The 14,074-nt window shown below is 63.8% G+C and carries 13 protein-coding genes and 1 pseudogene; 8 read left to right on the top strand and 6 right to left on the bottom strand.

Going from position 1 to position 14,074, the window contains the following annotated elements; genetic code table 11:
• The first annotated feature begins 111 nt into the window (after nt 1-111).
• Together BVH73_RS02080 and BVH73_RS02075 are read left to right on the top strand one after the other, a co-directional pair.
• Entirely contained in the window at nt 112-963 is an 852-nt protein-coding gene (locus BVH73_RS02080; protein WP_079415661.1) for an abortive infection family protein, read from the top strand.
• A gap of 309 nt (nt 964-1,272) precedes the next feature.
• Nucleotides 1,273-1,617, top strand: coding sequence for a hypothetical protein (locus BVH73_RS02075; protein ID WP_079415660.1), 345 nt, complete (start codon nt 1,273-1,275; stop codon nt 1,615-1,617).
• Nucleotides 1,618-1,957: 340 nt separating this feature from the next.
• Here the strand turns inward: BVH73_RS02075 and BVH73_RS02065 are convergent, their stop codons facing one another.
• Together BVH73_RS02065 and BVH73_RS02060 are read right to left on the bottom strand one after the other, a co-directional pair.
• Entirely contained in the window at nt 1,958-2,458 is a 501-nt protein-coding gene (locus BVH73_RS02065; protein ID WP_079415657.1) for a hypothetical protein, read from the bottom strand.
• 236 nt (nt 2,459-2,694) lie between these two features.
• Entirely contained in the window at nt 2,695-3,657 is a 963-nt protein-coding gene (locus BVH73_RS02060) for an IS5 family transposase (RefSeq protein ID WP_079415655.1), read from the bottom strand.
• 799 nt (nt 3,658-4,456) lie between these two features.
• Between BVH73_RS02060 and BVH73_RS02055 the strand changes: the two genes are divergently transcribed.
• The 5 genes from BVH73_RS02055 to BVH73_RS02035 are packed head-to-tail and all read left to right on the top strand — an operon-like array spanning nt 4,457 to nt 11,990.
• Nucleotides 4,457-5,206, top strand: a complete 750-nt coding sequence (locus BVH73_RS02055; protein ID WP_218919042.1) for a helix-turn-helix transcriptional regulator — start codon at nt 4,457-4,459, stop codon at nt 5,204-5,206.
• On the top strand, nt 5,188-6,660 hold the full coding sequence (locus tag BVH73_RS02050) for a Wadjet anti-phage system protein JetA family protein (protein WP_079415651.1): 1,473 nt from the start codon (nt 5,188-5,190) through the stop codon (nt 6,658-6,660). Before BVH73_RS02055 ends, BVH73_RS02050 begins: the two co-directional genes overlap by 19 nt.
• 4 nt (nt 6,661-6,664) lie before the next feature.
• The gene (locus BVH73_RS02045; RefSeq protein WP_079415650.1) at nt 6,665-7,387 is read left to right on the top strand and encodes a DUF4194 domain-containing protein; all 723 of its coding nucleotides are present in this window, start codon (nt 6,665-6,667) and stop codon (nt 7,385-7,387) included.
• Nucleotides 7,384-10,827, top strand: a complete 3,444-nt coding sequence (locus BVH73_RS02040) for an SbcC/MukB-like Walker B domain-containing protein (RefSeq protein ID WP_079415649.1) — start codon at nt 7,384-7,386, stop codon at nt 10,825-10,827. The genes BVH73_RS02045 and BVH73_RS02040 overlap by 4 nt, the downstream gene beginning before the upstream one ends.
• Nucleotides 10,824-11,990, top strand: coding sequence for a Wadjet anti-phage system protein JetD domain-containing protein (locus BVH73_RS02035; RefSeq protein ID WP_079415648.1), 1,167 nt, complete (start codon nt 10,824-10,826; stop codon nt 11,988-11,990). The genes BVH73_RS02040 and BVH73_RS02035 overlap by 4 nt, the downstream gene beginning before the upstream one ends.
• Nucleotides 11,991-12,094: 104 nt before the next feature.
• Here the strand turns inward: BVH73_RS02035 and BVH73_RS02030 are convergent, their stop codons facing one another.
• On the bottom strand, nt 12,095-12,463 hold the full coding sequence (locus tag BVH73_RS02030; RefSeq protein WP_079415647.1) for a helix-turn-helix domain-containing protein: 369 nt from the start codon (nt 12,461-12,463) through the stop codon (nt 12,095-12,097).
• Nucleotides 12,460-12,717 carry a type II toxin-antitoxin system RelE family toxin gene (locus BVH73_RS02025; RefSeq protein WP_079415646.1) on the bottom strand — a complete coding sequence of 86 codons (258 nt, stop codon included), beginning with the start codon at nt 12,715-12,717 and terminating at the stop codon, nt 12,460-12,462. The genes BVH73_RS02030 and BVH73_RS02025 overlap by 4 nt, the downstream gene beginning before the upstream one ends.
• A 190-nt stretch (nt 12,718-12,907) precedes the next feature.
• Between BVH73_RS02025 and BVH73_RS02020 the strand changes: the two are divergent.
• Nucleotides 12,908-13,132, top strand: a pseudogene (locus tag BVH73_RS02020) (tyrosine-type recombinase/integrase); the annotation flags it as partial.
• A 273-nt stretch (nt 13,133-13,405) separates the two neighbouring features.
• On the opposite strand, the gene BVH73_RS02010 reads toward BVH73_RS02020, so the two are convergent.
• Nucleotides 13,406-13,690 (bottom strand): hypothetical protein, encoded by a 285-nt coding sequence (locus tag BVH73_RS02010; protein ID WP_079415645.1) that lies wholly within the window; start codon nt 13,688-13,690, stop codon nt 13,406-13,408.
• Between the two features lie 66 nt (nt 13,691-13,756).
• Complete coding sequence (locus tag BVH73_RS02005; RefSeq protein ID WP_079415643.1) at nt 13,757-14,065, bottom strand: hypothetical protein; 309 nt, start codon at nt 14,063-14,065, stop codon at nt 13,757-13,759.
• Nucleotides 14,066-14,074: the final 9 nt, after the last annotated feature.

Genomic DNA, 14,074 nt, shown 5'->3' with positions numbered 1-14,074 from the left:
CTTCGACGAGGGGACGGCCCGCAGACGAACTCGGCCAAACTTTCCGATATGGCGTTCTTGCTCTCGGTAAGATCATCAAACAGGCGGCAGCAGCCTGAACGGAGCGACGAAATGTCCAACATGCCTGTCACTGACACCATTGCCCACGCGCTGATGCAGTTGGTCGATGACTCAAACAACGCCGGTGCTTACCGAGAGCCATCTCACGCCGACATCGAGTTCCATGTCAACTTGGCTGGACTCGCTCAGTACGACCCGAAGCAGCAAGGGCAGTTGATCGGCAAAGCCAAGCGCGTGCGCGCAGTGCTCTACACCACGATGGATTCTAATCAAGCTGCGGCGAGCCGATTCGCGACAGGTCTGCTGGCCAAGGTGCGCGCATGTGGCGGGTTCCGCGAAGCCTCCCCGAATTTCGTTGGGCGGGAAGCTATCGAGAACGCTAAGGCCGCTTTCGACATGGAGGGATTCGTGTTGGCTGACGACGGCTCGCTGTCGCCTAAGGTACTCACCTCGCTACGCGGCATTGAGCTCACTGACGCTCTCGCGGCTTACGCGAGGCGGGCGCAGAAAGGCGCTGACGATGCAGCGCTTATCGCCGGCACCGGAAAGGATCTTATTGAGGCGACTGCGGCCCATGTGTTGGAAACGCTCCAAGGCCACTACCCGACGAGCAGCAACTTCCAAGCGTTGCTCGGCATGGCGTTCATTGCACTGGAGCTAGCTGTGCCTGAGATTCCGGAGCAGCCAGGCGAGCCGCCCGTGAAGGCGTTGGAGCGCGGTCTATTCCTGTCTGCTCTAGGCGTAAACCGAGTTCGCAACAAACAGGGAACCGGCCATGGCCGCCCATGGCTGCCCACCCTATCAGATGAAGAGACCCGGGCCGCCATTGAAATAGTCGGCACCGTTTCAGCCTACCTACTGGCCAAGCTGGCGCGGCGGGAGCGTCGGGGTAGCAGGAATTGACCTCCACCTTGGTCAGCGGCGTCGCCGCGGCTAAGCCGGTCACCGTGGGCAGGGCGGAGGTACGACCAAATCGTATGAGCAGAAAGCCTGGGCTCGCGCCCGCCGCTAGTACCGAGGTTCCCCCGGCAGGATGTGGCACCCGATTGTCGGCCGGAGAGGATCCGTTATAGGCCTCGCGAGCGAAAGGCTCGTGTCGGCCACAAGAGATCTGCCGCTGTTATGTTTGTATTTGCTCTGATCCGGACTTCCAGGGTGGGGTTGCGTGCTCGCTGGGAGAGGCACTACTCAATTAGGTCAGTCGGAGTTGATATGGAATATGAGTTCAACGTTACCGAAAAAATTGGAAAGTTCGAGACGTCGGCGTCCGGCGATGAGCAGCTTGACGAGTTGGCGTTTATCCATTTGGTACAAATGAAATTTGTCGCAAAGCTGGTCTCTTCCAAGAAGGAGGGGAAACGCACAATCGAGGTTGTGCTTAGCTTTCCCGATTGGAGTGCGACTGATGCAGCGAAATCGCATTGCGACAGAAACCTTACGTACGAAGGAGGCAAGGTTGTCGCCGACTATAGGGGGGCACTTGACGCCGCTGACCCAGGCAGACGGATGGCAGTTCGGTTAAGAAAGCTTGCGTCAGGCGAGAAATATTCAGAGTAGACCTTGATAGGGTGCCCCCCGGCGCTCGTAAGTACGCCCCGTTCCAAAGCTGCCAACGGAAGAGCAAACCGGCCCCTTGTCGGACTTTCGTGCCGTTCGTCACAAGCTCGAACCACATGATTTCGCCCTCAGCGAGGGACAGGACATCGCGCCGACGCACTTGGTCGATGAGACCACGTCGAGCGGAATCAAGGATCTTCCTGACGATGTCGCGATCAGGATTTCAGACTTACTGTCAAGCGACAGCGAGATCAAATCCCTGCCACACACCAGCTGCGGGACTGCTATGGCTGAATTGCCCAGCTGATGCATTGGAAACCCATGTAGAAAGCCTTGCCTTTCATTTGCCCGCCGTTGATTTGAGAGCGTTCGGTTTTTCGGTGATCGAATTTGTGAAGCCAAAGAGGATCATCATAAAGACGGCCAATGAAAGTAATGCGATTACTACCGCAGCAATGATAAATGAGCCTCGATCCGCGATGAAGCATTGCAAAGCATCGATATTTAGTGGCTTATGAAAGGCTGCAGCAGCACCTATGAACGCGAGTAGAAGAGAGATATTAGAGGCGAGCTTGACAAAGCCTTTGTGCGAGTCCTTATGATGCCTCTTCAAGTGCTCCCATTTTATAGCAACCTTTTCATAGATCGCTCCGCAGACCAGGAACCCCAACGAGGCAGCAGCAAGGAAAGTAATTCCAATTATATTTAGCGCGGAATAGGACTTGCCGATTATTTGAATCAGTGTTACGAACGAAGCGCCAGATGCGCCGTAATAGATGGATCGATACAGCAAGAAATCTTCTTTCGTCTTTGGTTCATCTGAAGCGAGATTTTGATTCATATATTTGGAAAATTCTGCATTTTGACATGAAACCTGATCCGTCTACCGGATCGCTCCCTGTAGCCTAGGCCGCGGTAAGTTGACGGCTAGGGATGGTGTCCAAAAAGCGTGAATGGATGAACGGCTGGCGAGGGGATGGCGTGTCATGGCCGTCGGACAGCGTTTTGGGGCCGAAAGCGCCTGCCCTTTCGGCATCGCGGCAGGTTTTGCGCCGTTTTGACGCCTTGCGGACGCACTCATCCCATGGTGTCGATCAGTCGGTGGCGCGCCATCCACAGATTGCTCAGCGCGAACAGCGTGTGCAACTGGGCGGTGTTCTTCGCCAGTGCGCGGTAGCGGACCTTCATGTGCCCGAACTGGCGCTTGATCACTCGAAACGGGTGTTCCACCTTGGCACGGATGCGCGCCTTGACGTGCTCGAGTTGTTCGGCTATGGCGTCCTTGGGGTCGGCCTTGTCGAGCAGCCGGCGCTTGCCCGCACGCATCGCGACATGCCACTGGGTGTCGATGGCCTGCGTGTCCTCGCGCTTGTCCACGCCCTGGTAGCCCGCATCGGCGAACACCGCCGATTCTTCGCCATGCACCAGCGCATGCGCCTGGGTCACGTCATTGACGTTGGCCGGTGTGCCCACCACCGTGTGCACCAGGCCGCTGTCGGCGTCCACGCCGATATGGGCTTTCATTCCAAAATGCCACTGGTTGCCCTTCTTGGTTTGATGCATCTCGGGGTCGCGTGTGCCGGTGCTGTTCTTCGTCGAACTGGGTGCCGCGATCAGCGTGGCGTCGATGGCCGTGCCTTCCTTGAGCAACAGCCCCTGGGCCGCCAACGTCGCGTTGACGGTTTGCAGCATCTGGGGCGCCAGGTCATGGCGCTCGAGCAGATGGCGAAACCGCAGGATGCTCACCCGGTCGGGCAACCGGTTCATCCCGCCCAGCCCCGCGAACTGCCGGTACAGCGGCACGTCGAACAGCGCCTCTTCCATCGCGACGTCCGACAGCCCGAACCACTGTTGAAGGAAATGAATGCGCAGCATCGGTTCGATGCCGAAGGGCGGGCGCCCCTTGTCCTTGCGCGGCGCATGCGGCGCGATCAACGCCAGCAATGCGCCCCACGGAACCACGCGGTTCATCTCATCCAGGAACTGCGCCTTGCGGGTCTTGCGGCTCGTCAGGTCCAAGCCAAGGTCGGTCTGTTTCATGCCGTCATTGTCTCGATTGCCCACTCGCCATGCCAGTGGGCGGAGGCTTTTTGAACACCATCCCTAGTAGTGTCGCTCCATGGCAGGTGAATGTAGCGCCGAGGTAAGCTAGCTATCACCTGCATCAGCGCCCTGATGCGATACGCACGCAAAGCCCCGAATCGCCATCCTGCTCGTGCTGATAGATCGTGGACGGCCGAGGGTGCGTAAGACGGCTCTGGCGTGTCGGGAAACAACCATCGAGCGACTGCAACGGGTGAAAAGCCACAGCTTGCTGGCACTGGAAGCAGCCGCTCAGGATGCCGACGATTTCGGCGACCGCTGCCTCGCGCATTGCAGTCGCCGCAACCGGCTGAGCTCAGCGCCCGCTCTGGCCGAGCACCGGTCGCGGGGCGCCGACTGCGCCCCATCCGGGTGACTCGCATGGGGCCGACACGTTGGCGCCGGTGGCGCCTTTGGAGCAGAACGACTGGTAGGTTTGCGCAGGAATACGCACCCGAGCGTGGGACGGCCCATCGAGAGCACGCGGATCTTCGCAAAATTGTGTAGGCAAGGGTCTGAAGCACACGCTGCCTTCGTCAGCCCAGCTTTGTGGGCGACGATGGCCGGCAGGGCGATGAAGGGCTTGATCCAGGGCGTCATGGGCGGGTCTCCGGCGAGCCTTGTTGCTCCGTACACTTTTCTATACCATGCAAAAAAATGTATGGAGCGCTGGGTGTCACTCGACGGGCAAGATAGTCGCAACGCAAAAGTCGGCCGCCTCCTCTTGTGGGAGGGGCGCGTGAGCCGTGGGCGGCTCATGCAGGAGTTCGACCTCGGCCCGGTCCGTGCCAGTCAATGGCTGCGCGACTTCAGGGAGGGGCACTCGAACTGGACACGATGGGATCCGCGGCGCCGCGAGTACACCGCGACCCCAGTGGCCTACCAGCAGGCCGATGCTTTGGCGCGCCAGAAACGCACGGCGTTCCTGGCTGAAATGCTCTCTCCCTACGCTCCTGCAGAGGTCGAGCGATTCTCTGTGGTCCCGTGGGACCTGCAGCATCCCAGCGCAAAGACCTTTTCCCGCCTGAACATCGCCATTGCCGACGCGCTGCAGGTGGCTTTTACCTATGCGTCGATGGGACACCCCGAGCCGCACGCACGCACCATCGAACCGCATAGCCTCGTCCTCGCCGGGCGGCGCTGGCACGTTCGCGGCTACTGCCTCGAGACAGGTGAGTTCCGCGATTTCGTGCTCGGGCGTATGTGCGACGTGCGCGTGCTTGACACCCCGCGCAGCGTCGACACGGCCACCGACCAGGCGTGGTCCACCATCGTCAAGGTGCGCATCGAGGCCCATCCGGCGCTTTCTCCCGCGCAACAGATCGTCGTGCGCGACGAGATGTTCCGCGGCACTGCCGCGCGCGTGGAGCACTGTCGCGGAGCTCTGCTGCAGTACATGTTGCAGGAGTTGCGCGTTGCGGTCGACCCGGACAAGCAGCGCCCGCCCGAGTATCAACTTGCGGTGAGCAACCCCAAGGAGTGCAAGTCGTGGCTCTTCCCGAACTGACCCCTGAGCGCATCGCAGCGCTCGACGAGCGCTATCCGCCACTGTTTCGGCGCGTTCCCGATCGCCTGTTCGGTCCGCTGGCCTCGCCCAACCGCATGCGCTACTGGGAGCTGCTGTGCGCGCTGCACGGAAAACGTTTTGGCCCAGACGCGCCGCTGCCCCCAGGCGCGGGCTTTCTCATGGCCGAGATCGTGCAGGACATTGCCTTGGAGATGTCGTTCCAGTCCTGGAGCCTCGAGGGCGAAGAACTGGCCACGCCCTTGAGCATTCGCGCGAACATGGCCTTTCACACGCTGCGCGAGGCTGGCTGGCTGCGCGTGGACCGCGTGGGCGTGCGCGAGATGGTCACCATGCCGCCGGCTTCCGCGCAATTTCTCAACCGGCTGGTGGATTTTGCGCAGACCGGCCCCGAGTTCGTCTCGGGAAAGATCCGCAGCATCGCCGCCAACGTGCGCGACCTACTGGAGTCCAACGCCGACGGGGCCTCGCTGCAAGAGGTGGCCCGGCAATCCCGGGCGCTGCTCGAGCATGTGCGCATCGCAGGCACCAACGTGCGCGATCTGATGGCCGAGATCAGCAATGAGCATGCGACGGCCGAGTTCGTGCGCCGTTTTTTCACCGACTTCGTGGAGAAGATGTTCATCGGCGACTACAAGGAGCTGCGCACGCGCGAGCATCCACTGGCACGTCGCCAGGAAATCCTGCGCATGGTCGCCCAAATCCAGGAAACGCCCGAGATCCGCTCGCGCCTCCTCCAGTGGTACGCGGCCAAGCCCGCTGCTGGCGATGCACGGCGTGCCGAACTGCTCTTCTCGCGCGACATACAGCGCCTCGAAGACCTGCGGCGCATCGACGAATACCTTGAACGACTGGACGACGAGATCCGTCGGGCTAACCGCATGGCTCTGGCCTACATCGACTATCGGCTTCGCGCCTCGCGCCCGCTCGATATGCTCATCGACCACGCCATCGACGCTGTGCTGCGCTTGGGCGAGCATGGCATGTTGCCAGAGCCCTTTGCACCGGGCGAGTGTGTCCACGCCATGGGCCTCGCCATGCCGCGCCAGGCGCGGCACCGGCCTGCTGCCGTCGAGTTGCGTCGCCAAGCCATGTCGCCGCATGCCCGAGCGCGCGCACTGCTGCACCTGCGTGCCCGCGACCGTCGCACCGTGTCCGCGGCAAAGCTTTCGGCTTTCGTGCGGGAGCAGCTCGCGGGGCGCGACACCATGGACAGTCGCGCGCTCAAGGTTGACAGTGTCGAAGCACTGCGCGCACTGCAGACGCTGTGCACGATCTCCATGGCCAACGCCTCCGGGCGCCGCAGCCTGAGGATGATTGCGCGCTCCATGTCCATTGGCTTCACGACCGAGAGGGGCGAGACGGCGGTCGATACCGGTCAGCCCATCTCGCACGTGCCGTTTGCCATCGAGGCCAAGATCAAGAAGAAGGGGTAGCACCATGGGTTTCTGGGATCATGCCATTGAGGCCTCAAGCGGTACGGCGATGGCCTCCGACTTCGAAAGCGCGGCCTACCGCCTCGTGTCCGAGCAGGTTATTTACGATGCCGACCGCAACAGCCGCGTCGCCTACAGCCTCATCCGCGACTTCGAGCGCGAGTTCAGGCGCGCCCTCGAGCCCTTGGGTTTCGCGCTCAAGGTCAACTCCAATCTGCGCTACGCCTGTGCGATTCCCCAGCACGCCAAGAGCGCCACAGCATCGGTCGAGCAGACCCTGCTCGCGCTGGTCCTTCGGCGCATCTATGACGAGCAGGCGCGATCGGGCCACTGCGACGAGAACGGCGAGGTGACCTACGACTTGATTGACCTGGGCACCTACTACAAGCAGGCGACCAACGGGCGCGACATGCCCATGGTCGGCCCTCTGCGCACCCTGATGAAGACCATGCAGCGATGGGGCATCGCGCGTATCGTCGATACTGATGAGGCAGCCGCCTCACGCAGCAACCAGCCATTCTTCGTCGTCATTCGTCCAGGCATCGCCGATGTGCTGGGCGAAGCGGCGTTGCAGCGCCTGGCCTTGTTCGCTCAGACTGACTCCGACGACGGTGTCGTACACGCAGATGCGGAGGCCGAGCCGGGCGAGGAGGGCGGCGAAGGAGAGGGTGACGACGCTCCAGGATCGGACGCCAACGACGCCATGACGCAAGGAGAAGCGGCATGATGCAGCTCACTGCCATTCGCCTGGTGCAGTTCTTCCTGTACGAGAAGCTCGACGTGCCCATCGGTCGCACCTGTGGCGTCTTCGGCGCCAACGGCAGTGGCAAGTCCTCACTGCTGGATGCGGTGCAGATCGTCATGCTCGGCGGTAGTGCCAGCAACGCTACCGGCGTCGTGCTGAACGCGCAGGCCGAGGAGAGCAATAACCGCTCCACGCGCTCGATTCGCAGCTACTGCTTGGGCAGGTATGGCGATGCAGCCGACGCGCGCGTGCGCGACGCCGCAACGACCTACATCACCTTGATCTGGACTGACACGCAGACCGCCCAAGTGATTTCCTGCGGCGTATGCATCGCCGCCGCCGCCGACCGCGACGGCCACGACGTCCTGGGGCGCTACCTCGTGCCCGGCGAACTGCGCATGCAAGATCACCTCGACGTCGTGGGCACCACGGAAAAGCCCCGGGAGTGGGGCGCGTTTCGCCATTATCTGCAACAGAAGGCCGGCGCCGAGGAGTTTCTGTTCCACGACGCCGAGCGCTTCGTGAATGCCCTGCTGTTCGCCCTACGCGGTGCCGGGCGCGCGCCCTCGATCGACGCCTTCCGACAGGCCTTTCGATTTGGCCTGCGCATGCGGTTCGACGGCAGCGTGGACCAGATCGTGCGCAATCAGGTGCTCGAAGCGCGCCCCACGAACACGCGCGGCTTCAAGGACGTCCTGGGAACCTTCCAGGAGATGGCCGCGAAGGTGCGCGAGATCGAGGAGAGAATCGCCGAGAGCCGTCCGATCCTGGACGATTTCGAGCGTGCGCAGCGTGAGCAGGTCCATGCGCTCGCATGGGATGCGCTGGAAGCGGACGCTCAGCTCGAGGTGGACAACGAGGCGCTGGCCGCCGCCGAAATGGCGCAGGGCCAAGCCGAAGTCGCCCTCGACGATGCAAAGCGCGCCCAGCAACAGGCGCAGCAGGCCGAAGCTGCGGCCAGTGACGCCGCAGCCGCTGCCGCACAGCGCCGCGACCAGCATGCCTCGCACGGCGGGGCTGCCCTCCTGCGAGATCGCCTCGGCGTGGCGCGTACCAAGGAGAGCGAACGCCGAACGGCCCTGCTTGGCGACCTGGGCAGCCTCAAGCGCGCGCTGGAAGTGCCGATGCCGCGCCCGGGCGCGCTGGTGGGCGACAGCGACGAGGCTTGTGCCGCAGCGGCAGCCGAGCTGGGCGGGCTGCTGGGCGCCGATGCCTGGAGCGCCCACGGCATTGAGCAGGCCATGCGCCGCGCCTTGCGCGCGGCCAAGGCCAAGGGTGTCGAAGCCCTGAGCATCCTCAAAGATCTGGGCACGGCGCACACGCGAGCACAGCAGGAGGAGACCAAGGCGCGCGCGAACCTCGACAGCCTCAGGCAGGGGCGGCGCAACACGCGCGACACGCCGGCCGACGCGTTGCGGGAGCTGCTCTCGAACGCGGGCATCGAAGCCAACCCCGTGTGCCAACTCGTCGCGATCGAGGACGCCCAGACCTGGCAGCCGGTGATCGAAGCCTTCCTCGGCGCGCAGAACATGCAAGCCCTGCTGGTCGATGCTTCGGCTGAGCGCCGCGCGTTCGCCCTGTACCGCGGCGCGCGCATCTTCGACGCCAAGATCGTCATGCCCAGCCGGTTCACCGAGCGCGCCAGCCCGCGTGCGGGCTCCGTGGCCGAGCTGATCAATGGCCACGACGCGGCGGCGGTGAACTACCTGCGCTCCAAGCTCGGCGACTTCCAGCGCGCGCAAAGCGAAAACGAATGCTTCGAGCATCGCTTCGCCATGACGCCCGACGGCATGATCGTCGCCAGCGGTGAGATTCTGCGCCGCCGGCCGGTCGATCCGGCCCAGTTCCTCATCGGTCCCGTGACAGCCAGCGCGCGCAGCGCGGCCGAAGACATCTGGCGCCGCGCGCAGCAGCACGCGATCACCGCGGGGCAGCAATACGATGCATTCAAGCCCATTGTGACCTTGCTCTCGGCGGTGTCCGGCGACGAAAGCGAGAGGGTCCGCACCGTCATGGATGCCTTCGGGGAGCTCGAACAAAGTGCTGCCGCGGCAAAGGACTTCCAGCGTCAGCTCGACGCCCTCGACACCGACGAATACCGCCAGCTGTGCGACGCCGCGAACAATGCGTCAGCCGAGCTCGACGCCCTCCGCAGCCGCACCCTCGCCGCGGCGGCCGCCGTGGGGAAGGCTCAGAACCAGCACAGCGTTCTCACGGACAACACGCAACAGCGTCGTGCCGCCGTGCAGCGCTCGGGCGAGGCGGCAACCCGCGCCCGCAGCGTTGCGGGTTTCGATGATGCGGCCGCCTATGCTTCGGAGCAATGGGACCGCCTGCTCAGCCACGATCGCCTGGGCTCAAATTTCGCCGAGATGGCCCGTGAGTGCCATTCGCGGGCCGGCAGAAGCCGTCAGACGTGCCAGAACGCCGCCAGCAATGCCCAGCGCCTGCTCGCCGTCTTTGTGACCAAGCATCGCGAAACGATGCCCGAGGATGGCGACGCCGACTGGACGGTCGCGCGCGCCTGGCTGGTTGAGCGCGTGAGTCAGCTCCACGGCACCGGCCTCAAGGACTACAAGGAAAAGATGGATGACGCCTTGGCAGCGGCCAAGCGCACGTTCCGTACCGATGTGGCCGTGGCGATCAACGAGCATATCGACTGGCTCGATGAGACGATCCGACGCATGAACGCGGCGTTGGCTTCGGCCCCCGCCTTCACGAACGGCGAGCGCTATCGCTTCCGCCGCCCGGTTCGCCCGGCCTTCGACCGTCTCCACAAGTTCGTGCGCGACGTGGCCAGGTACGGGCCCGAGGACGATCTGCTGGGCGGCGCGGGGGAGATGCCGCCCGAGTTCGACGATCTGATGCGTGGCAAGGCGGTGCCGGGGGCAGCGGCGATCAAGTCGCCTCTGGACGATTACCGCGAGTTCTTCGACTTTGACGTGGAGGTGCTGCGCGAGAACCCCGAGACCGGGGTGACGCAACTCGTGGACCTGCTGAGCAAGCGCATGGGTTCGGGCTCCGGCGGCGAACACCGCTCGCCCCTGTACGTGATCGCCGGCGCGGCCATGGCCTCGGCCTACCGCCTGCAGCCTGGCGACGACAGCGGCGTGCGCCTGCTCGTACTCGACGAGGCGTTCATCAAGATGGACGCGCGCAACATCATCGCCACGATGCGCTATTTCGAGGAGCTCGGCTTACAGATCTTTCTGGCCAGCGCCGGGGAAGCACTGGGACATCTCAATGCCTTCCTCGACCGTTACTACGACATCATGCGCGACGCCGAGGCCAACGTGGTGCTCCTTGAGGGCCACGATGTCGATGCGGCCAGCCGCAATCTCAGTCGCGAAGACCTGCCCGAGTTCAACCCCGAGTTGCTCGAGCGCGAGGTTCAGCTCCTTGCGGCGATCAACCCGGCATGAGCCAGGACAGCGCGCACGCACTGGCCGAGACGGCGCTCGTGCGCCTGCTCAAGGCGGCCAATCGGCGCGACGCCGGAGTCGGACAGCGCGCCGCGCTGACCGGCGCTGCTCTGGCCGAATATCACGCGCTGCGCAGCCTCCAGGACAAGGAAGCGTTTGACGCCGTGCTCGAGCGCGCGCAGGCCTGCGGCGCCGTGCGCCTGACCCGGCCGCGCGGCGACGTCACTGGGTTCATCGAGCGCGTCGACCTGCTCGACACCCAGCGCCTGGCCGACATGTTGGCTCAACCCACGCACGTCAGCTTGGTCTCGCAGGCGGCAGACATGCTTCAGCCGTGCATCCAGGCCTTCCCGGTGCTGGAGGACGTGCTCGCGCGCTGGGCGGCCCTGAAGACCGTGCGGGGCGACGGCCCGCAGCACGCTGCCGCTTGGTTCGACGCCTGGCGCACCATCGCCTACTGCCGCGAACAGGGCGAGTGCGACATCCCAGTGCGCGACGCCAGCGCCCAACTGTTCAAAGATAGCAAGCGCATCGAGGCGCTCGTGCCCGAGCTTGACGTGCTGCTCGCAGGCGACGCCGCGGCACCGCAGCGGCCCGACACCCAGGTGCTGCAGGAAATCGGGTTGTTCCGCGAGCCACAGCCGGTTCGCATGGCCGCTCGCCTGATTGTGCGCCGCGAACGCGTTTCCGCACTGCTCGACAGCCCCTACGGGGCGTTTCCGCCCGACACCGTGCTAGGCGTGGAGGGCTCGCCCAGCCGCGTGCTCACGATCGAAAATCTCACCACGTTCCATGTCCAGGCACGGCGTCTGTGCGACAGCGATGTGCTATGCATCTACACGGCAGGGATGCCCTCACCGGCCTGGGGCGCAATGTATCAGCGGCTGCTGGCCGGCACACCGTCCGGCGTGCCCGTGAGCCACTGGGGCGACGTGGATGAGGGCGGCTTTCGTATTGCCGCCTTTGTCAGTCGACTTGCGGCGGCGGCCGGGCACCGCCTCGAACCTTGGAGCATGCGTCCAAGCGACGTGCCACAGAGCCAGCGCCGCCCTGCAGCTCCGCGCACCGTGCAGCGCATGGCCAAGTTTGCCCGTGACGCGGGATGGGACGAGCTGGCCTACGAGATCGAGACGACCGGAATCGTCGCTGAGCAGGAGGGGTAGGGCGGCCGTTTCACCCCTGCGTGCGGGGGAGCGACCTTTCGCAGGCTGCTCGCGATCTTTCGATGACGGGATGCCGGTGGATATCGCAGGCCGCATCGCGGCAATCAGGGCTGGAGCTCATTGAGCGTCACGCCCAGTGCCGATGCGAGGGCTTTGAGGGTTTTAGCCACTCCGATCCGCTTGCCCGTTTCGATCTGGCTGAGATAGGCCTTGCTGATACCGGCCTTCTCGGCCAAAGCGTCCTGAGTGAATCCGCGATATTCGCGCCAGGCCTTGACGGGATGGATCCCGTCAAGGATGGCATGGGCGACTGCACCAGGGACCCGAAATCCGTCGTCAGCAGCTTTCACGGCATCGAACAGGGCCACGTCGTCCAGGCTCTCGGCGGCGCGCATCAACCGCGCAAACAACTCCATCGGAACCACGGCGTATTCTCGTTTCCCGTTGCGTTCGATGTATTGAATCGTGCTCATTGGTACGCACCTCCTCGTGGGGAAACCGCAAGGATCATCACCACCAGGCGGTCATCATGAATTTCGTAAATCACGCGCCAATCGCCGACGCGCAATCGATAGCCAGGGCGCCCTTGCAGCTTCTTCACGTTGTTGTTCGGTCCGTGGGGCGCAGCTGCCAACTGTTCGATCTTTTCGCGCACCGTCGTTGCAAGATTGCGTGGCATGGCCTTGAGGCTCTTGAACGCCTCGCGACTGTATTCGATCGAGTACATAATGTACGTTAGCATAGTGCAAACATTTTTGCAAACTCTGTGGCGGTTCACCAGCGTTCAGGTTGACTCCATGAGTGCTCCATTGGATTGCCGAGCGAGCCAGTGGCGCACCCCGCCCTGGGGTAGCCTGACACTGCGCTTGCCCTGATCAAAGGGTTTTTGACGATGCCAACCTCGCCTTCCGGAGTGGATGACCGCGCACGGATTCCGGGCGCTGGCCTCGACGGTGCTCAATGAGCAATCAGGCTTTGCGCACGATGTCATCGAGCGCCAGCTCGCCCACCGCGAGACGGATGCGGTTCGGGCGGCGTACAACCGGGCGCAGTATCTTGACCAGCGCAGGGAGCTGATGCAGTGGTGGGCGGACTGGCTGGATCGACAGCGTGAATCAGATCGCTCACCCGCCACCGTGTGAGGCCGCCGATCCGCACGGGCTGCGGCAGCATGCCGGCGCTGACGGCGCGCCAGAACGTCGACCGGCCCATTGAGAGCATGCGGGCGCCTTCGACGGCGGTCACGAGAATCTTGTCAGCCATGGATCATCTCCGGTCCTGTCCGGAGCCGCAGGCGCTGGGCGCCGAGTGCAGTAACGCCGACGTACAGGTGGACGACGGCCCATGGCCGCGGTCGGCGCCGCAGGGTAGGCCAGGGTCCTCGGAACCGACAACATGCCCCATGTCCGAAGGCATCACGCGTCCCCGGCAAGAAGGGGGTCCGGCCCCGCCATGACCTTGGCGAGCGCCGTCACGGCGTCGATGCAGGCATTGCGATGGGGCATGTGGCCGAGCCGCAGAACCGCGATGGCGACACGCGCCGATTCCAGGTCCAGCGCGCTGCGGCCACTCTGTTGCAGCGCGGTACGCGCTGCAATCAACTGGCAGCTTGCGGTCTCGATGTCGCGCAGCTCGGGACGCACGCCGATGCGGGCCGTCGCAATCACCCGTTGGGGAAGCTCGAGCAGGTCGTTGTACATGGCGGTCTGTCTCAGAGGATCAGGGGGCAGCCGGCGTCGCGGGTCGCGGGCGCCGGGAATGATTGCTCAGAATGCGCCCGGACCGGTCTTGGCGCTGCGCATCGCTGCATTCCACGAATCCGATGCGGCGTCGCAGGACGGATCCCAGGCCGCGGCCTGGTCGGCGCGCTGCGAAGGTTGAAGCGGGTTGACGTAACCGTTGTTGTCGTTGCACCACTTGACCTCTGCCGCGCGCTCCCTGGTGTGCGCGTCGAACCACAGCTTGTCCCGGCCCGGATACGGGCTCGGACCCGTTTCGGGCGCAGAACCGTTCCTGCCGCATGCGGCAAGGCCGAGCGCGATAAACATGCCGACGGCGAGAATCGAGCGTTTCATGGTTGACTC

The organism is Thiomonas intermedia, assembly GCF_002028405.1.
Classification (GTDB): Bacteria; Pseudomonadota; Gammaproteobacteria; order Burkholderiales; family Burkholderiaceae_C; genus Thiomonas; species Thiomonas intermedia.
Note: the sequence above shows the minus strand (reverse complement) of the source record. Positions and strands in the feature narration are given on the sequence as shown.